Source organism: Thermostichus sp. MS-CIW-36 (assembly GCF_054059035.1).
This window is the reverse complement of the sequence record NZ_JBSSBR010000016.1, coordinates 45980-65737: the sequence shown is the minus strand read 5'-3', so window position 1 is coordinate 65737 and position 19758 is coordinate 45980. Positions and strand designations below refer to the sequence as shown.

Here is a 19758-nt window from a genome sequence, read left to right as displayed (position 1 = left end):
GAAGTAGGGGATTCTCATGCGGACGAAGGGACTTGAACCCTTACGCCTTGCGGCACTAGATCCTAAGTCTAGCGCGTCTGCCGTTCCGCCACGTCACTCTCACCCATGCTAGCTCACCCTCTGGGCCAGGGCGACCTGTAGGGCAGCAGTCTCAGCATCATCGTCATCTCGAATCGGAATCCCGCTCCAAGTCGCGAAAAAGAGGTGTGCTCAGGTAGCGTTCCCCAAAACTAGGCTGGATCATTACAATCCGCTTGCCAGCGTTTTCCGGTCGCCGCCCCACCTGGATGGCTCCCGCCAAGGCAGCCCCAGTGGAAATGCCGGAGAGGATCCCTTCTTCTTTGGCCAGGCGCCGGCTGTAGACCATGCTCTCTTCATCTTCCACTGGGATCACCTCATCCAGCAGGTCGCGCCGCAGCACATCAGGCACGAATCCCGCTCCGATCCCTTCAATGCGATGAAAGCCGGGCCGTCCACCACTCAAGACGGCACTGGCCTTGGGTTCAACGGCCACCAGTCGAATGGCTGGGTTTTTCCCCTTCAAAAACTCGCCCGCCCCCGTGATGGTGCCGCCGGTACCTACCCCTGCCACCAGGATATCCACTTGACCATCGGTATCTTCCCAAATTTCCGGGCCGGTGGTTCTGGCATGGATCCGGGGGTTGGCGGGATTGGTGAACTGGCCCAACATGTAAGCGTTGGGAGTGCGGCGGACGATCTCTTCAGCCTTCCAGATGGCTTCCCCCATGCCGCCGGCGCTACTGGCCAGGTGCACCTCTGCTCCGTAGGCTTTCAACAGCAGTCGCCGCTCCAGGCTCATGCTCTCAGGCATGACGATGATGAGCCGGTAACCCTTGGCAGCAGCGGCCATGGCCAGGCCAATGCCGGTATTGCCAGAGGTGGGCTCCACCAAGATGGTCTTGCCGGGGGTGATCAAACCGGCCTGTTCGGCAGCCTCGATCATGCTGACGGCAATGCGGTCTTTCACCGAAGCGGCAGGGTTAAAGCTCTCCAATTTCACCACGATCTCGGCCAGGCACCCCTCCGATTGCGGGATCCGATTCAACCGCACCAGCGGGGTGCGACCGATGAGCTGGGTGATGTTGGCGGCGATTTTCATGGCTAACAAAAAGGAAGAAACCATCGCGGCAGTGGGCCCTAGCCCTTAACTCCGGAGCAACCGAGGGCCTTACGCGAGGCTAACCCTTGAATAAGCTCCTTGGCGTGCCCCTTTCAAGATCTCACTGCCCTTGGCCCAGCATTAAGGGGGATCCCTGCATTCCTTGAAGTTTTGAGAGGGAGGGCTACAAAACCCCTCCTGAAAATGAATTAGAGTGAGATCACACCGGAAGGACGAGTCCATTATGCACCTGAGTGACATCACTCATCCCAACCAGCTCCGAAACCTGAACCTGAGCCAGTTGCGCAGCCTAGCCCGCCAGATTCGCGACAAACATCTGCAGACGGCTGCCAATTCCCCGGTCGGCTGTCATCTGGGGCCAGGGCTGGGGGTGGTGGAGCTGACCTTGGCCCTCTACAAGACCCTCGATCTGGATCGAGACAAGGTGATCTGGGATGTGGGGCACCAGGCTTATGCCCACAAAATGCTCACCGGCAGGTACCACAATTTCCACACATTGCGCCAGAAGGGGGGGATTTCCGGCTACCTGAAGCGCAGCGAGAGCCGCTTCGATCACTTTGGGGCGGGGCACGCTTCCACCAGCATCTCGGCAGCTTTGGGCATGGCCATCGCTCGGGATCGGCGGGGAGACAACTTCAAGGTGGTGGCCATCATTGGGGATGGTGCCCTGACCGGAGGCATGGCCTATGAAGCCATCAACCACGCCGGGCACCTGCCCAAGACCAACCTAATGGTGGTGCTCAACGACAACGGCATGTCTATTTCCCCCAATGTGGGGGCGATCCCTCGCTATTTAAACCGCCTGCGCCTCAGCCCGCCGGTGCAGTTTTTGGCCGACAGCCTAGAAGAGCAACTGAAGAACCTGCCCCTACTGGGATCCAGCCTCAGCCCAGAAATTGACCGCCTCAAGGAAACGGTGAAGCTGGTTACCGCCGTGCAAAACAACAAGGCAGGCATCATCTTTGAGGAGCTGGGCTTTACCTACGTGGGGCCGGTGGACGGGCATAACCTGGCGGAGTTGTTGGATGCTTTTGAGTTGGCCCACGGCATCTCCGGCCCGGTACTGGTGCATGTGGCCACCGTCAAAGGCAAGGGCTACCCGCCTGCCGAAGCTGAACAGGTGGGGTATCACGCCCAATCCCGCTTCGACCTGGCCACCGGCAAGCCCTACCCGCCCACCAAGCCCAAGCCCCCCAGCTACAGCAAGGTCTTTGGCCATGCCCTCTGCAAGCTGGCCGAGCGGGATCCCCGCATCATCGGCATCACCGCCGCTATGGATACGGGCACTGGCCTGGATAAGCTCAAGGAAAAGCTGCCGGATCAGTTTGTGGATGTGGGGATCGCCGAGCAGCACGCTGTAACGTTGGCGGCTGGCATGGCCTGTGAGGGAATGCGGCCAGTGGTGGCCATTTATTCCACCTTCTTGCAGCGGGCCTACGACCAGATCATCCACGATGTCTGTATCCAAAAGTTGCCGGTCTTCTTTTGCTTGGATCGGGCGGGAGTTGTAGGAGCCGATGGCCCCACCCACCAAGGCATGTACGACATCGCCTATCTGCGCTGCATTCCGGAAATGGTGCTAATGGCTCCCAAAGATGAAGCGGAGCTACAGCGCATGGTGGTGACCGGGATCCAGTACACCCAGGGCCCCATCGCCATGCGTTACCCGCGCGGATCGGGTGTAGGGGTGCCTCTGGCAGAAGAGGGGTGGGAACCCCTGCCCATCGGCAAAGCCGAGGTGCTGCGCAGCGGCGGCGAGGTGCTGATCCTGGCCTATGGGTCGATGGTGCATCCCAGCCTGCAGGCGGCGGAGATCTTGAAAGAACACGGCATCTCAGCCACGGTGGTCAATGCCCGCTTCGCCAAGCCTTTGGATACCGAGCTGATCCTGCCTTTGGCCGAACAGAGCCGCTTGGTGGTGACGGTGGAAGAAGGTTGCCTCATGGGTGGGTTTGGCTCGGCAGTGGCCGAAGCCCTGCTCGACGCCGACCTGACAGTGCCTTTGTTGCGCCTGGGGGTGCCGGATGTGTGGGTGGAGCACGCCACTCCCGAGGAATCCTTGGCAGAACTGGGCTTGAACAGCGCCGGGATTGCCGAGCGGATTCGGGCCAAGTTTCAGGCACGAGTTCTCAAGGGATCCCCTGCGGAAGTTCCCACTGTCAATTCCTGAGCCTATTCCGAAAGGCCCATCCGCCGGTTGAACTGCTCGATGGCGGCTTGCTGCAGAGCTTCTGCAACAGGGCGGGTGCGCAGGAGGATCTGCACATCCCGCAGCAGGTTTTCCCGCCACAGATTCTCCCGCAACACCTGCAGGCGGGCATAGTTGGGATCCAAGCGCATGGCCTTTGCCCCCAGTTCCTCAGCCCGTTCGGTTTCTCCCCGAATGTAGAGGGCAGTCGCCAGGGCCAAATAGGGCTCTGCTACGGCATTGTTCATCTCTATCGTGCGTTCCCAGCGATCGATGGCGGCGTCCAGATCCCCCTGCTCATAGTCCACCAAGCCCATGTTGTTCATGGCCGGCCAGTAGGCGGGATCCAACTGCAAGGTCTTCTCATATTCCTGCCGGGCCGCATCCCACCGATCCAGCATGAGGTAGGCATTGCCCAGTTGGAAGCGAGCGTTGGGGTTATCCGGTTGCAGGGCAACCGCTCGTTCCAGGGTTTCAGCAGCGGCAAAGTAGCTGCCCTGCCGCAAATAAGCCGATCCCAGCGAGTAGAGAACAGCCCCATCTTGAGGAGACAGGGCGCGGGCCTTCTGCAACGAGGCAATCGCCTGCTCCAAGTCCCCCAGTTCTAGGTGGACGTTGCCCAAAACATAGAGCAGCTCTGAGGAGTTGGGCACCATGGCCACGGCCAGTTGCAGGCGGCGCAGCGCTTCTTCCGTTTGACCAAACTGGGCCAGCCGCAGCGAGTCGGTGGCCAGTTGTAGCGCTTGGGCCTGCATCAAGCCCCCATTGGGCAGAGGGACGTGCAGCAACACCTGGGCCTGGGCAGAGCTCCACCCTCCCATCCCCAACACAACTGCCAGGCCCACCGACAAGGCTCGCCAGGGCCGGACGGATAACCGGAACAACAGTGGCGGCATGATACCCACGCAATAAACAGGCCATGCCCATGTTAGCTGCAACAGCCGGGGATCCCTACGTCTTGGTGTTCTCTTCTGCAGCGGCCATTTGAAAGGGCTCTTGAGCTGCTCATGCTGATACATTCACGCTGAACTCTCCTGAACATGGTTCAGGAAAGAAGCGATCGCATCCTGCCTATCTCTGTTCGCGTCAGCGGGACGGAGTCCAAACAGGAAGGCGGTATCCCGCAAAGCCCTGAGGAATACCCCCCGAGCGCTTTCCCCCTTCACTTCCCGGCAACCGTTGCGGTGGACTCAAGGATCAGGGGGAAACTTGGTCTACTATATCCCTCTCAATGACTTTTGCCAAACCGCCTAAAGCTCAGTAAATTCAGCAAAGTTCAGGGTTTTGGGGGTTAGAGGCATGCTCTTCTGCCTGTTGCTGAGGGTGCCCCGGCTTACACAGAGGTGGATAGGCCATGGTTTACCAGCCGAGAGCAGCCAAATCAGAGGCGCCGCCACCGCCGCCCCGATTGGGTGAGCAGATCTTCGGCAGCCTTTGGCCCCCAAGTGCCGGCCTCATAGGTGAACAGAGGCGGTGCAGCACCGCCGCCATTGCCGCTGCCGGGCTCAGACTCCCAGGCCGATAACACCGGCGTCACCACCCGCCAGGCCGCTTCAACCTCATCGGCACGGGTGAACAGCGTTGGATCCCCCAACAGACAATCCAGGAGCAGGCGATCGTAAGCATCCGGTGTACTCGCTCCAAAAGCCGTCCCATAGCGGAAATCCATGTCCACCGAGCGAGTGCGGATCTCTGGCCCCGGCATCTTGGCCTCAAAGCGCAACGAGATACCCTCATTGGGTTGGATACGCAGCACCAGGATATTGGGGCTCACCTCCCGAGCTGCCGATTGGAACAGGGAAAGGGGCACCTGCTTAAAGTGAATGGCCACCTCCGAAACCTTCTTGGGCAGGCGTTTCCCAGTGCGCAAGTAGAAGGGCACTCCCTTCCACCGCCAAGTATCACACTCCAGTTTCAGAGCGACGTAGGTGGGGGTTTTGGACTGGGGATTGACATTGGGCTCCTGCCGATAGCCCAGCACCGGCTTACCGGCGATCCAGCCAGGGCCGTACTGCGCCCGCACCGCTGCGGCTGCCACATTGCGGGGATCCGCTAGGCGGGTGGCCTGCAGCACCTTGGTCTTTTCGTTGCGCACCCCATCGCTGCGCAGTGAGACAGGTGGCTCCATGGCCGTCAGGCAATAGATCTGCATTAGGTGGTTTTGCACCATGTCTCGCAGGGCGCCGGCAGTGTCGTAGTAGCCGGCCCGATCCTCCACCCCCACGGTTTCCGCTACGGTGATCTGCACATGGTCGATGTAGTTGCGGTTCCAGAGGGGCTCAAAAATGGCGTTGGCAAAGCGGAAGACCAGCAAATTCTGCACCGTCTCTTTGCCCAAGTAATGATCGATGCGGTAGACCTGCTCTTCCTGGCAAATCCGCTGCAGGATGCGGTTGAGCTCCTGGGCCGAGGTGAGATCGTGGCCGAAGGGCTTTTCGATCACCACCCGCGTTTTGGTCGGATCGGCCACCATACCGGCTGCCCCCAACTGTTGGATGGCCTGAGCATAAAAGTCCGGCGCCACCGCCAGATAGAACACCCGGTGGCCACGGGTGCCCCGCTCCTCATCCAACTGGCTGAGCAGTTGCTTCAGGCGAAGATAGCCTTCTGGATCCCCGATATCCAGGCGGCAATAGAACAGGCGGCTGGCGAAGTCCTGCCATAGGGCCTCCGGCCCCAAGTCCTGGGGGGCAAACTCCTGCACGGCAGCCCGCATTTTTTCCCGATAAACCTCGTGAGTCCAATCGCGGCGGGCCACCCCCACCAAGGTAAACTCCGGCGGCAGCCGTCGCTGCACAAACAGCCGATAGTAGGCCGGGATCAGCTTGCGGGCCGCCAGATCCCCAGAAGCCCCAAACTGTACCAAAATACAGGGATCCGGAGTGCGCTCTTGGTTGAGACCAACGCGGAGGGGGTTTTCAGCCAGGGTCACCATAGAGTCGGCTCAGCTTGGGTGGATAGGGTTGGGGAAAAGAGTGGCTAGGGGGTCAGAGAACCTTCCAGGCAGCGCAGCACTTCGGCCACATTCTCACGGCTGCCGATGATGAGGGGCACCCGTTGGTGGAGGGATTGGGGAACGATATCCAGGATGGCCTCGGTGCCGGTGGTGGCTGCCCCGCCCGCCTGCTCGGCCAGAAAAGCCAGGGGGTTGGCCTCGTACATCAGGCGCAGCTTGCCCTCCGGTTTTTTCTGGGTGCCGGGATAGAGATAAACTCCGCCCTGGAGCAGAATGCGGTGAAAATCCGCCACCAAAGCGCCGCTGTAACGGGAGACGTAGCCATCGCGGCGGTGAACATACCGGACATAGTTCTGGATCCCTTCGCTCCAGTGGCAGAAATAGCCCTCGTTGAGGCTGTAGACGGAACCGCGTTCAGGAATGCGGATGTCGCTGCGGGAGAGGATAAATTCCCCCAAGCTGGGATCCAACGTAAAACCGTGTACCCCCTTGCCGACGGAATAGACCAATTGGGTGCTGGGGCCGTAGAGAATATATCCCGCAGCCAGTTGGCGACGGCCCGGTTGCAGCAGGTCTTGGTTGTCCGCTTCCGGGCGATCCTCAAGAGGGTGAAGGACGGAGAAGATAGAGCCAACGCTGAGGTTGGCGTCAATGTTGGAGGATCCATCCAGGGGATCGATCATCAGGGCCAGGCGGCTGAGGGAGCAGTTTTCCGGCAGGCGAGCCGGGGTTTTCATCTCTTCCGAGACCAGCCGACACACCAGGCCCGTTTGCTCCAAAGCGCGAATGAAGGCCCGGTTGGCATAGTCATCCATCTGTTGCTGTTCTTCCCCTTGGACATTGAGGCTGCCGGTAACCCCCAGCGCCCCTTCGATCAGTCCTGCCTGACTCAGCCGCCGGGCAATCATCTTGCCGGCCAGGGCAATGCGGTTCATCAGGGCGCTGAAGTCTTGGGCCTCTGCCGTAAAACTGCCAAACTGCTGCAAAACATGACGGGAGAGGGTGAGCACATCCCGCAACATCTCCTGTGAGGACTCTGTCCCGCCAACGCGGTCGGCGCTGCTGGACACTACCGGCGGGGAGGGAGGAGAGCTGAGAACCATACGAGGCTTCGCCAACACGAAAGAAAAACACCCATACAAGGGATCCCCGACCCCTGCGTCTTGACCCGGAGTGCAAGGACTCGGTCTTGCCAGGGCGATTGGAACCTGGGATCCCTTCTATTAGGTAGGCTGGCCGATTCCTGGCGCAGGTGCAGACAACTTACAGAGTTGCTTCAGATTTGGTTTGGATCCCTCTTTCCGGGAAAGCTCATGTTCCCCCGAAGAAACGCGGTAGGATGAGTTCTACCCCTTTTCTCCTCTCCCTACTTCGTCCCGGTTTCCTCTTGCAATGATGGCCAATTCCCCTTTCCCGCTGCGCAGCCAAGTGGTTACCCAAGGGGTACAGCGCTCCCCCAACCGCGCCATGCTCAGGGCCGTAGGCTTTCGCGACGAAGACTTCGGCAAGCCCATTGTCGGCATTGCCAACGCCCACAGCACCATCACCCCCTGCAACATGGGGATCCAAACTCTGGCGGAGCGGGCGGAGGCGGCTCTGAAGGCAGCGGGCTGTATGCCCCAGGTGTTCGGCACCATCACCATCAGCGACGGCATCTCGATGGGCACGGAGGGGATGAAATACTCGCTGGTGTCGCGGGAAGTGATTGCCGATTCCATCGAGACGGTGGTCAACGGCCAGAGCATGGATGGCCTCTTGGCCATCGGCGGCTGCGACAAGAATATGCCGGGGGCGATGATTGCCATGGCCCGCCTCAATGTACCCTCGATCTTCGTCTACGGCGGCACCATCAAGCCGGGTCACTACAATGGCCGCGACCTCACCATCGTGAGCGCTTTTGAAGCCGTAGGGGAGTTCAGTGCCGGGCGCATCTCCGAGGAAGAGCTGCTGGCGGTGGAGCGCCATGCCTGTCCCGGTGCCGGATCCTGCGGCGGCATGTACACGGCCAACACCATGTCCAGCGCGTTTGAGGCTATGGGGATGAGTCTGCCCTACTCCTCCACCATGGCTGCAGAAGACGAAGAGAAAGCCGAAAGTGCCGCCCAATCGGCCAAGGTCTTGGCAGAGGCCATCAAAGCCAACATCCGCCCGCGAGATATCATCACCCGCAAAAGCATTGAAAATGCCATCTCGGTGATCATGGCCGTAGGGGGATCCACCAACGCCGTGCTCCACTTTCTGGCCATTGCCCATGCGGCAGAAGTGCCCCTGACGCTAGATGATTTCGAGACCATTCGTGCTCGCGTGCCTGTCCTCTGCGATCTCAAGCCTTCAGGACGGTTTGTGGCCACCGATCTGCACCGAGCCGGCGGGATCCCCCAGGTGATGAAAATGCTGCTCAACCACGGCCTGCTGCACGGGGACTGCCTCACCATCTCCGGCCAGACCATCGTCGAAGTCCTGCGGGATGTGCCGGACGAGCCTAGCCCGGATCAGGAGGTGATCCGCCCTTGGCACAGCCCCCTGTATCCCCAAGGGCATCTGGCCATCCTCAAGGGGAATCTGGCTCCCGAAGGAGCAGTAGCCAAGATTACCGGCGTCAAGAACCCGAAAATTACCGGGCCGGCGCGGGTCTTCGATTCAGAGGAGTCCTGCCTGCAGGCCATCCTCTCCGGCCAGATCCGAGCAGGGGATGTGGTGGTGATCCGCTACGAAGGCCCCAAAGGTGGCCCCGGCATGCGGGAGATGCTCTCGCCCACCTCGGCGATCATCGGCGCTGGCTTGGGAGATAGCGTTGGCCTGATCACCGATGGCCGCTTCTCCGGTGGCACCTACGGCATGGTGGTGGGCCATGTGGCTCCCGAAGCCTATGTGGGGGGCACGATTGCCCTGGTGGAAGAAGGGGATCTTATCACCATCGATGCTCCGGCTCGCCTATTACACCTGCACGTGAGCGATGAAGAACTGGCTCGCCGCCGCGCCCGCTGGTCTCCTCCTGAGCCTCGCTACAAACGGGGCACCCTAGCCAAGTACGCCAAGCTGGTCTCCAGCAGCAGCTTGGGAGCAGTGACGGATTTGAACCTGTGGGATTAATTTCCCTCACCCCCGGCTCGTCTCCCAGAGGGAGAATTGGTACTTGAGAGATAGCTCCAGATTCCTGACCCTGCAGGGATCAGCCTTGCTGGGTTAAGTGCAAGAAAGCGGCAGAGATGAAGGATCCCTGCCGCTGGGTTTTATGGGCTGACGGCCTCAGAGACAACTAGGTACCGATGATCCCGCCGTCATTTTTGGTGATCACCACCACCGCCGAGCGGGGGTAGAGATTGGGGTCGTAGTCTGGCCAGCGGGAATTGACCTTGCCGGCAGCAAAGTCGTCCTCGCTGGTGCTGGCGCCTGGGTGCTGCACGTTGATGAACATGGTGCGCTGATCGGGAGTGGTGACCACACCGGTGATCTCCTGCCCAATCGGCCCGGTTAAAAAGCGGCGAATTTCCCCTGTATCCGGATCGGCAGCCAACATTTGGTTATTGCCAAAAGGAGCAAAATCCCCTTGGTTGAGATTGCTGTCGCTGGTGTCGGTCTGGATCCAGAGGCGACGGCTGGCATCGAACCACAGCCCATCGGGAGAGTTGAAGATGTTGTCTGCATTGAGGGGTTGACCTGATAGGGTGCGGCTATCTTCAGGCGGCCCGGCCAAGACAAAGAGATCCCACTCGAAACGGGTGGCTTGAGGCCGGTCGTTGGCTTCCTTCCAACGGATGATGTGACCCCACTTGTTTTTGGGACGGGGGTTGGCAGCGTTCACCTGGTCTTGTTCCCGACGGCTGTTGTTGGTCAGGGTGAAGTAGACCATGCGGGTTTGCGGATCCACCGCTCCCCACTCAGGCCGGTCCATTTTAGTAGCACCGACAAAATCCGCCGCCGTGCGGGTATTCACCAACACATCTGCTTGGCTGGTGAAGCCGTTTTCCGGGGTTAGACCGTTTTTCCCAAACACCAGCGGCAGCCACTCGCCCGTGCCATCTTCGTTGAACTTGGCCACATACAGGGTGCCATTGTCCAACAGATGTCCACCCGCCGTTTCCTTGCGGTAGGGCTCGGCAGAGACGTACTTGTAGATGTACTCAAAGCGGGCATCATCCCCCATGTAGGCCACAATCGGCTGGCCTTCCACCGGCGGCTGGAACACCACGCCTTCGTGGGCGAAGCGGCCCAGAGCGGTGCGCTTCTTGGGAGTGCTGCTGGGATCAAAGGGATCGATCTCCACCACCCAGCCAAAAGTGTTGGGCTCATTGCGGTAGTCTTGAGTGGCATCCGCAGCGGTGGGGGTGGCATTGAAGCGGATGAACTCGTCTGCCTTGTTGCTGGCCAGCTCCCAGCCGTAGCGGGAAGTCTTGGTGCTTACGCCGTAGCGCTTGTGCTCCCGGGGCAGGTTGGGCTTTTGGTCGGGGCCTTTGCTGGTGTTGCTAAAGTAGCCCGCCCAGTTCTCCTCACAAGTAAGGTAGGTATTCCAGGGAGTGACGCCGTGGGCGCAGTTGTTCAAAGTACCCCGGGTCATTGTGCCTTCAGGGCTGAACTTGGTTTTCACGAAGTCGGATCCCCGCACTGGCCCTTGGATCTCCATGAGGGTAAGACCGGTGATGCGGCGGTTGAGGCGATCCCGCACCACTTCCCAACTGCCGTCTCCCTGCTGCTTGATGTGGACAATGCTCACCCCGTGGCCATTCAGCTCTTTCAGCACCTGGTCGGGATCGCGGCTGCCATCAGGATTGGTGGGATACAAGTCGGAATCCAGCTTTTGGCCCACAGCCGCAGCATGCATAAACCGAGGCTCGACGTACTCGTGGTTAAACACCAGCAAACCCTCGGTGGAGCTGCCCTGCCAGGGATCCTTCCCTTCGATGGGGAAGAAGTGCATGCCGTCGTGGTGGGTACCCACCTGCATTCCCTGCTCGGCACCGGTGTTTTCCAGCTTGAACTGTGGATAGGTGCCGGTGATGGGAGTACCCCAAGCCAGCAGCGGTCGGGCAGTGTAGCCTTCGGGCACCACCAGTTTGTCTTCCGCGCTCACAGGAATTGCCTTGAAGCCCAGCAAAGCACTGCCACTGGCGGCTTTTGCCGATTTGGAAGCACTGTTCAGCGCAGGCAAGCCAAAAAAGGTGGCCACCGCCGCAGCAATTCCCCCCTGCAACACTTGACGCCGCTGCAAACGGCTCTCCAGGATGCTGCTGAAAGTGGGGTTGGGAGAGTGGTTACACATAGGCTCGTCTCCAGGACGAAGCTTAGGGCCATGCGAATGGATACTCACCAAATTTTCGGGCTGGAGGCCCGCACCATAGCCGCAGGCTTGGTGTCGGGAGGAAAGCCCTCCTCATATATAGGTTTGCCGGCCAAAGTCTGGATGAACTACAATCAATAAGCCCATGAGCCAGACTATATCGGTACGTTGCAAGCTGATAGTCCCACAAGAGTTGCGTCAAGAGATTGACCGCACTTTGCAGGGCTTTGCGAACGCTTGCAACCAGATTCTCGACGCCGCCAAACAAAAGAACTGCTGGAACACCGCCAAGCTGCACCACTTGGTCTATCGGCCGGTAAGGGCAGCAACGGGGCTGAAAGCCAACCACGTCTGTCAGGCGCTCCGTCGGGTGATTAGCAATGCCAAGGCGGTGAAGCAAGTCCACAAGTTCCGCCCCACCAGTCTGACTTTGGACGCGCGTACTTTTAGGTACCGAGAGTCTGAACAGACTGTTGGTGTGACCCTGATGAGCGGGCGAGTCTGGCTCAAGCTCAAGATCGGTGGTTACCAGATAGCGCTTCTGCGAGGCCAGGAGCCAACAAGTGCAACCCTGTCCAAGACCAAGCAAGGGGACTACTACATCAACATCGCTGTTGAGCTGGATACTCCCCCGACTGGCAAAACTCCAAAGGTAATCGGAGTTGACTTGGGCAGGCGGGATATCGCCACCGCTAGCAACGGACGCTCTTGGAGTGGAGAGCACATCCAGGCCGTCCGTGACCGGTTCAGCCGTGTACGCGCCAAGGTTCAATCCAAACGCACTCGCAGCTCTAGGAGGCTGCTGAGAAGGCTCTCTGGGAGAGAACGGCGCTACCAGACATGGCTGAACCATAACATCAGCAAAACCTTGGTCAGGGATGCCCAGGCTATTGGTGCGGCACTGGCTTTTGAAGACTTGACGGGCATTCGAGAGTGCCTGAATCAGAAACCTCGGAGCAAAGCCGAACGGCGCAGGACTAACAACTGGGCGTTCTACCAGCTCAGGATGTTTGTAGCCTACAAGGCTGCCATTGCTGGAGTACCTGTGGTGCTGGTGCCGCCTGCCTACACCAGTCAGACCTGCCATAAATGCCTGCACATCCACCCTGAGCGGGGTAAGTCCTACCGCAATGGTAAGTCGTTCAAGTGTGGGCATTGTGGGTGGGAAGGGGATGCTGACCATAACGCTGCTCAGGTGATCTCTCTCCTTGGGGCGACTGTAAACTCGCCTGAAATTCCGAAACTTAGCTGTCCTCTGGGGCCGCTAGGGATTGGGATAAAGCCTGCACCCTGCGCGTAGCGCGGGTGTCGGGTAGTTTACGTTGACTTCTCCTCTTGTCTTGACAAGTTTTGTTTAGAAACTTGGCGAGTCTTATAAAACAGCACCTAACCCCTGCGCTACTCTATTCGCGCATGAGGATAGGCACTACAAAGTTAGTGGCTTGAAGTTAAGAGAAGACTAAGCTCAGATCAAGCCTTGCAAGTGTAAACAATTTCTTTAGATTGAAGCAGCAGTTTCTTAATCATTTGTTGCAACAACGAGAAGAAGACTTGGTTTAAGTCAATTAGATCAAGTGCCAATAAAGTAGTCTGCAGTCCTTAGAATTGCGATTCTTATGCGATTCTTAGAGGTCTTTTCGTAACCTAGAGAACAAATACACCCCATCTTGGTGGTACAGAAGCTGGAATTGAGTTTCCTTCTGTAAAGCTTCAATCAGGATGCGGGAGAACTCTGTAGTGCTGCGCCACCCCGGATGACGGGTGTTGAGCAACACATAATCAAAGGGATCCCACTGAGAGGGCGGGGATCCATTGAAGCGTCTCTCATCTGTAAAGTAGATTACAAGTCGATGGGTGAGGTGAGGGCTGATCTCATGGGTGGTGAGAACGCCCCCTTGGGTGGTGATCTGGGCAAGAGCCTGTCGGGTTGCCTGCCAAGTGTCCAGGGAGCTGAGATAAATCGAGCCGAAAAAGGTGTACTTCCCCAAGGCCAAAAAGGCCAGCGAAGACCAGATCAGAGGCAATTTTCTATCTTTTATAAAATGGCTCTGCAAGGGATGGTTTTTCACATTCTCGATGACGGCCAAGAACAAGAAAGGAACGATAGGCAAAGCGTATTGATGTACCAGATCCCGATAGGCAGGATTGCTGGAGAGTATATTCAAACCCAGGGTAGGCAGGGCAGGGATCCAGGGATCCCAATGCCGCCAAGAGAGGCCCCAAGCCAAAGGCGCAACCAATAAAAATCCATAAAACAGGGTGTCCAGAGAGAAGACTTTGCTCAAAACCAGCATCGGTCTCAAGATTAAACCTTGAACAATTTCCGCAACAGAATTCCCTAGATAGTCGTAATGAGAAACGGCTGCCGGCTCGCTGCCGCTGAAGTGAGGAATGACCCCAAAAGTGGCTATCCCAAACCAAGCTGATCCTGCTGCAATTGCCGTCCAGCCGCCCACTTGGCAGCGCCATTGCCAGCGTTCTTGAATTCGTCCTCTTTCCCAAAGCAACAGCCAGGCTCCCAGAGCAACAACATTGAGAGATAACACCGCCTTACAGCCAAGAATGCCGCTCAAACAGAGAAGGAACCCCCTCAATTTTCCAGAGCGAATGCAGAGCACAGCCGCCAAGAAAAGAGGAACAGCTATGACCTCTGGATGAAAATCAAAAAGGTTGGCGTTAAAAATGGCCGGGTAGAGAAGATAGGCCCCGGCAATCACCATTGCTTGGCCGGGATTGATCTTGGCCTGAAGCGCAAGGTGATAAATAGCCAATGCTCCCAAGGTTAACGCCAGAGATTGGAGCCCAAACAGCCAATAGACCGAGGGGACAATGCGGTACAAAAAGCTGATGGGATAGAGAATAAAGGCTGCGTGGTCTCCCAAGATGTGGATCCCTCGAATGGTCGAAAACGGAACCTCTCCCCGACTGATTAGATAGATGGATTGGTCGAAGATGCCAAGATCATATCCTCCAGACTGAAACAGGTGATGCCGGACAACACTACAGCCAAAGAGAATGAAGAAATTAAAAATCATGATTGCCAGCAGAAGTGGAGGCAGAGGACGATCCTTCATAAGAACTAGGGCTTTTGATTTATAGATCTTGGCAAGGTAACTTTATCGCTTTTCTCAGCCTTGCGTGACATCCTAGCGAGATCTGGATTCGGCAGAGGCTCCGCCGCAATTCCGGACATTTCTCTTTCCTCGGGAGTATGAGGAATGGCTCAAGCTTGTTGGAGATAACGATACAGATGAGTTAGGACTGGTTACGACAAGAGGGTGTGATTTGGCCCAAGATGGCAGCATGTCTTGCCCCAGTTGCTTCCGGTAAATTGTTGGTCTTACCTTGCCAGGTTTTATAGGCCAATACCGCGAAGGCAAGGGCCTCTTTGGCCTTAGAAGGGATCCCCACTTGGTCGGAAGTCAACAGGGTTGTGGTCGGCAGTTGCTCCTGCAGCAGTTGCATGAGAACAGGGTTTTGGGTGCCGCCACCGCTGAGAATAACTTGATCTGGGGTCGCGGGCAAAAAGTCCCTATAGGCTTGGGCAATGGAGCAGGCCGTAAACCCTGTGAGGGTGGCAATACAGTCGTGAGCAGATATAAATTGGGTCCAAATTTGCTCCAAATAAAGGGATCCAAAATACTCCCGACCAGTGGTTTTGGGCGGTGCCTTTTGAAAATAGGGATCCCGCATCCATTCTGCAACTTTTTCCCAGTGGACTTGGCCTTGGGCAGCCCATTTTCCATCGCGATCAAAGGCTTGTTGTCCTTGGCTGGCCCGCATCACCGCCAGATCGATCAAAATGTTGCCGGGGCCAGTGTCGAAGGCCAAGGGGGATCCCCCACTGCAGAGGCTGGGGAGATAGGTGAGGTTGGCAATGCCGCCGATGTTTTGGGCCACACGATGAAGGTGGGGATGCCTCAACAGCAGCCAATCCACAAAAGCTACCAAAGGTGCGCCTTGACCTCCTGCCGCCATGTCCCGCGCCCGAAAATTGCTCACCACCGGGATCCCGGTCAGCTCGGCAATCACTGCAGCTTCACCGATTTGCAAAGTCGAAGCTTCTGGCCCACTGGGGTTATGCCAAAGGGTTTGGCCATGGCTGCCGATGAGATCGATCTGTTGGGGGGTAAGATGGGCCGCCTGGATCCCTTGCAAGGCCGCTTCGGCAAAAGCTCGGCCCAAACGAAAGTTCAAGGCGCAGATGCGATCTACCATGCCGGTTTTGGGATCCGCAGCCCGCAAAATCTCTGCCCGCAGCGTTGGGGAATAGGGGATCGTCTGGAAATGCATTAACTCCCACTGTAGGGGATCGTCACCCTCCAGGTGGACGATGGCTACATCGATCCCGTCTACCGAAGTGCCCGACATTAGGCCGACGACGATCATCTTGCTGGGGGCTCGCACCAGAGGCTTGAGAAGGTCTAAAGTTTTGCCCTCTTTCTCCCCTCCCCTTTTTAAGATACAGGCAGCGTATCCGGAGCTACCGCGTGGAGAGGATGAGTGAAGCCATCCGCTACGACCTTCTGTTGGTGGGGGGGAGTTCCTCCAACTTGATCTTGGCCCATCGCCTTTTGGATTTGGCCAAGCTATCCGGGCTAAGAATCTCCATCGCCATTTTGGAAAAAGCCCGCCAATTCGGCGGTCACATCGTCAGTGGCGCCATCTGCAATCCTCAGGTGATCGCCAAGCTCTTCCCCGATTTTGAAAGCCAAGGATTTCCCCATGAAGGGCGGGTGGAAGCCAATCATCTGAGCGTGCTGGGATCCCAACAGCGCTGGGATCTGCCGGAAGCGGTGATCCCGCCGGGATTTCGCAAGCAGGGGCAGTTCATTCTCACCCTCAGCCACGTCATCCGTTGGCTGGCCGAAACCCTGCAGGAAAAAGCCAAAGGGATCCCGAACGTTACCCTGGATGTGTTCCCTGGCTTTGCCGCCCATGAAATCCTCTACGACGGGGAGCGGGTGATTGGGGTGCGGGCGAGCGATTCCGGCCAAGTTTACGAAGATTGCATCTTTGCCGAACTCACCTGCTTTGGCGACAAAGGCTTCATTTCCAAAGATCTCATCGAGAAGTTTCAACTGCGCCCCAACCCGCAATTGTGGTCGGTGGGGGTCAAAGAGGTGTGGCAGATCCCCCAGTCCCTGCAGGGGCAGGTGTGGCATACCTTGGGCTACCCGGTTTTGGATGGCAGCTTCAGCGGCGGCTTCGTCTATGGCCTCAAAGACAATCGCCTGGCCTTAGGTCTGATCATCGGCCTCGACAGCAAAAACCCCAACCTCAACCCCCAGCAACGTCTGCAGGAGTTCAAGGCTCACCCCTGGATCCAGTCCCTGATTGCCGGCGGCAAGTTGCTCAAGTACGGGGCTGCCGTGATTCCCGAAGGGGGCTACCACAGCCTGCCCACCCGGTTTGGCGTTGAGGGAGCCCTGCTGTTGGGGGATGCGCTGGGGGTGTTGGATGTGGGCAGCTTGGCCGGGGTGGATAATGCCATGGAAACCGGCTATCTGGCGGCGGGCCTCATTCACGATGGCTTCTTGAAAGGGGATCTGCGCATCCAGGCCGACTACCAAAGGGCGGTGATGGAAAGTGCGGTGGGGCAAAACCTCTACCGCAGTCGCTATTTCCGCGAGGCTTTTCTGGAGAACTCCCGCTTGCTGGAAGAATACTTGCCTCAGGTGTGCCGCAGCGTCGATGCCGGCCATCCCTGGCTGGGATCCCTGCGCTGGGGTTTACAGGATCCCGTTCGCCGCGGACGAGAAACTCTGCGCGCCTACACCCTGCTCACCGGGCGGGTCAGCCCCAGCGAGCCACCCCCGCGAGGCTATGTGGCCCCCCACGCTGCCATTCAAGCGGATTTTGTGGCCCCCACAGCCCTGGCCCCCCAGGAATTGGCCGCTCGACCGGGCTATTTCTCGCGGCCCGATGCGGTTTTTTTTGCGGATCCCCGCTACCCCGAAGGCAACCGTCACATCCTGGAGTTCGACGCCGAAACCTGCCGCCGGTGCATCGCCACCTACGACAAGCTGAATCGCCCCACCCCCTGCGTTGCCGACTGCACAGCCGAGGTACACCACATCCGCGACCAAAATGGCATCCGCTCCCATGCCATGTCTTTGGAAAACTGCATCCAGTGCCGCACCTGCGAGATCATCTGTCCCCACTTAAACTTGCGGGTCAACCCCAGCTACGAGGGATCCGGGCCGGATTTCTATGGGCTGTAGCCGTTGCTGAGGTTAACTCAGTTCGCTGCAGCTCGCCTGATCCTGGGGGTCTAGCAACTGAGGTGAATGGATCTGGCCATCTTGGCCGGCGATCCCAGGGATCCAAGCAACCTAGGAAATTGGCTAGGTTGAGTTACGGCTTGTTGAGGATCTTTTGTCGGTGAGCGATTCTTTGGATGTCCAGGCTCCTCTGCCCGCCATTTTGGCCGATCTGCAAAAAGCCCTGGGATCCCTGGGGTTGGGCCATCTTCAGGTACAAGCGCGGCTTTCCGGCCACCGCCTGTTGCTGCGCCTAGAGGGGGATCCCTTGCCTGAGCCGGATGCTTTGCTGGGGAGCCTCTCGCCGGCATTGGAGCACATGGCGCTGACCCACAGGCAACGTCAGGTGGAGCTGTTTGGCTTTCTGGCCAATGAAGGGATCCCAGAATGGCACCGCGAGTGGCGCTACCAGCCCCAGCCCAACCCCAACAGCCCTCTGTATCGCGCTCAGCGGGGGGATGAGGTGGCCATCCAGCAGGTGTTCAATTACCTGTTGCGTCCGGAAGGGATCCAAGCACGGGTTCATTTCCATCCCAAACTGGGCCTCCTGCAGGTGAACTTGCAGGCGGCAGAAGCCCCGGATCCGGATTGGGCTAGGGATTTTCTGCGGCGAGCCTTAACCCGTCTGGAATGGACTTTTTTGCAACGGCTGCGGCTTTCTGGGCAGAAACTGGGCTCTTTTTTCCCGGCCTGGAGCCAAGAGTTCGATCTCAAACAGCCTGCCTTTTGGCAGTCCCCGCAGGTGCCCTTGACCGGGCGATCCCCCATCTCAGAGAGAGAAATCTCTCCGCTGGATAAGCCGCCACCCCCTTCTCCTGCCTCCCAGACTGAATCTCCGGGTGTCAGTTGACGGAGGAGATAGTAAGTAGCCGAGCGTTTGCAGCCGCTGGCTGAGCGTATTCTGAAGGACAGTGCTCGTTGGGGTTGGCCATGCGGGTTGTTTTTTTCGGCACGCCAGAGTTTGCCCTGCCTTCGCTGCGGATCCTGTTGCAGCCGCAGTCTCCCTTTGAAGTGGTGGGATTGGTCTGTCAGCCGGATCGGCCCCAGGGGCGAGGGCAAAAGGTGCTCCCGCCCGCTACCAAAGTGTTGGCTCAAGCCCACGGGATCCCTGTGTGGCAGCCTGTCCGCTTGCGGCGGGATCCCCAAGTGCTGGCGGCTCTGGAGGCGCTGGCTGCCGATGTGTTTGTGGTGGTGGCCTACGGCCAGATCTTGCCCCTGACGGTGTTGCAGATGCCCAAGCTGGGCTGTGTGAATGTGCATGGATCCCTCCTGCCCGCCTATCGTGGCGCTGCCCCCATCCAGTGGGCTATTGCCAACGGCGAAACCGAGACCGGCGTAACCACCATGCTCATGGATGAGGGAATGGATACGGGGGCCATCCTGCTCCAGGCCAAGCTACCCATTGGGCCAGAGCAAACCAGCCTAGAATTGGCACCCCAACTGGCTCAACTGGGGGCAGAACTCTTGGTGGAAACGCTCTTGAAATTGGAGAAAGGGGAACTCACCCCTATTCCTCAGGATGGATCCCGGGCAACCTACGCCCCTTTGCTCAAAAAACAAGACTTTCACCTCGACTGGCAGCGCCCTGCCCAGGCCTTGCACAACCAAATCCGCGCCTTTTCTCCCGACTGTTTCACCAGTTTGAGGGGGCAGCGGATCAAAATTGTCCGCTCCGCCTCTCCCCAACTGCACTCGCCACCCCCTGAAATCCCCCAGGGCAGTCCCGGAGAAGTGGTGGGGTTGGCCAGAGGAGAAGGGATCTACGTAGCCACAGGAGAGGGATCCCTATTGATCCGGCGGGCGCAGCTGCCTGGCAGAAAAGAACAATCGGCTTGGGACCTGGTCAATGGCGGCCAGCTCAAGGTGGGGATGCGTTTTGAGCCACTCCCGGATGCTTGAGAGCCATACAGGGATCCCTTGAGCGCGGCCAAC

Annotated in this window: 13 protein-coding genes; 6 read left to right on the top strand and 7 right to left on the bottom strand. The window is 58.4% G+C overall.

Going from position 1 to position 19758, the window contains the following annotated elements; translation table 11 throughout:
• Positions 1–163: 163 nt before the first annotated feature.
• Complete coding sequence (cysK, locus tag ACVWVQ_RS08720; protein ID WP_011433569.1) at positions 164–1120, bottom strand: cysteine synthase A; 957 nt, start codon at positions 1118–1120, stop codon at positions 164–166.
• 244 nt (positions 1121–1364) lie between these two features.
• Here cysK and dxs point away from each other — a divergent pair, with 244 nt between their 5' ends.
• The gene (dxs, locus tag ACVWVQ_RS08715; protein ID WP_414408984.1) at positions 1365–3311 is read left to right on the top strand and encodes a 1-deoxy-D-xylulose-5-phosphate synthase; all 1947 of its coding nucleotides are present in this window, start codon (positions 1365–1367) and stop codon (positions 3309–3311) included.
• Positions 3312–3313: 2 nt separating this feature from the next.
• On the opposite strand, the gene ACVWVQ_RS08710 is transcribed toward dxs, so the two are convergent.
• The 3 genes from ACVWVQ_RS08710 to fbp all read right to left on the bottom strand — a co-directional run bounded on the left by ACVWVQ_RS08710 (position 3314) and on the right by fbp (position 7307).
• Complete coding sequence (locus tag ACVWVQ_RS08710; protein WP_041436622.1) at positions 3314–4225, bottom strand: tetratricopeptide repeat protein; 912 nt, start codon at positions 4223–4225, stop codon at positions 3314–3316.
• Between the two features lie 485 nt (positions 4226–4710).
• Positions 4711–6264: a glucose-6-phosphate dehydrogenase gene (zwf, locus tag ACVWVQ_RS08705; RefSeq protein WP_457507990.1), complete on the bottom strand. Its 1554-nt coding sequence runs from the start codon at positions 6262–6264 to the stop codon at positions 4711–4713.
• Positions 6265–6308: 44 nt separating this feature from the next.
• Positions 6309–7307 carry a class 1 fructose-bisphosphatase gene (gene fbp / locus ACVWVQ_RS08700; protein WP_457507998.1) on the bottom strand — a complete coding sequence of 333 codons (999 nt, stop codon included), beginning with the start codon at positions 7305–7307 and terminating at the stop codon, positions 6309–6311.
• A gap of 373 nt (positions 7308–7680) precedes the next feature.
• Here fbp and ilvD point away from each other — a divergent pair, with 373 nt between their 5' ends.
• Positions 7681–9378, top strand: coding sequence for a dihydroxy-acid dehydratase (ilvD, locus tag ACVWVQ_RS08695; RefSeq protein WP_457507996.1), 1698 nt, complete (start codon positions 7681–7683; stop codon positions 9376–9378).
• Between the two features lie 166 nt (positions 9379–9544).
• Here ilvD and ACVWVQ_RS08690 read toward each other — a convergent pair whose 3' ends face one another.
• The gene (locus ACVWVQ_RS08690; RefSeq protein ID WP_457507988.1) at positions 9545–11545 is read right to left on the bottom strand and encodes a PhoX family protein; all 2001 of its coding nucleotides are present in this window, start codon (positions 11543–11545) and stop codon (positions 9545–9547) included.
• Positions 11546–11708: 163 nt separating this feature from the next.
• Here ACVWVQ_RS08690 and ACVWVQ_RS08685 point away from each other — a divergent pair, with 163 nt between their 5' ends.
• Complete coding sequence (locus tag ACVWVQ_RS08685; RefSeq protein ID WP_457507986.1) at positions 11709–12863, top strand: RNA-guided endonuclease InsQ/TnpB family protein; 1155 nt, start codon at positions 11709–11711, stop codon at positions 12861–12863.
• A 325-nt stretch (positions 12864–13188) separates the two neighbouring features.
• Here ACVWVQ_RS08685 and ACVWVQ_RS08680 read toward each other — a convergent pair whose 3' ends face one another.
• Together ACVWVQ_RS08680 and ACVWVQ_RS08675 are read right to left on the bottom strand one after the other, a co-directional pair.
• A complete protein-coding gene (locus ACVWVQ_RS08680) occupies positions 13189–14637 on the bottom strand; it encodes a DUF2079 domain-containing protein (RefSeq protein WP_457507984.1) in 1449 nt (482 codons plus the stop codon).
• A 181-nt stretch (positions 14638–14818) separates the two neighbouring features.
• On the bottom strand, positions 14819–15952 hold the full coding sequence (locus tag ACVWVQ_RS08675; RefSeq protein WP_457507982.1) for an anhydro-N-acetylmuramic acid kinase: 1134 nt from the start codon (positions 15950–15952) through the stop codon (positions 14819–14821).
• Between the two features lie 110 nt (positions 15953–16062).
• Here ACVWVQ_RS08675 and ACVWVQ_RS08670 point away from each other — a divergent pair, with 110 nt between their 5' ends.
• From ACVWVQ_RS08670 to fmt, 3 genes are all read left to right on the top strand, one after another.
• Positions 16063–17787, top strand: coding sequence for an electron transfer flavoprotein (locus ACVWVQ_RS08670; protein ID WP_457507980.1), 1725 nt, complete (start codon positions 16063–16065; stop codon positions 17785–17787).
• A 160-nt stretch (positions 17788–17947) separates the two neighbouring features.
• On the top strand, positions 17948–18676 hold the full coding sequence (locus tag ACVWVQ_RS08665; RefSeq protein WP_457507978.1) for a hypothetical protein: 729 nt from the start codon (positions 17948–17950) through the stop codon (positions 18674–18676).
• A gap of 80 nt (positions 18677–18756) precedes the next feature.
• On the top strand, positions 18757–19725 hold the full coding sequence (fmt, locus tag ACVWVQ_RS08660) for a methionyl-tRNA formyltransferase (RefSeq protein ID WP_457507976.1): 969 nt from the start codon (positions 18757–18759) through the stop codon (positions 19723–19725).
• The last annotated feature ends 33 nt before the right edge of the window (positions 19726–19758 follow it).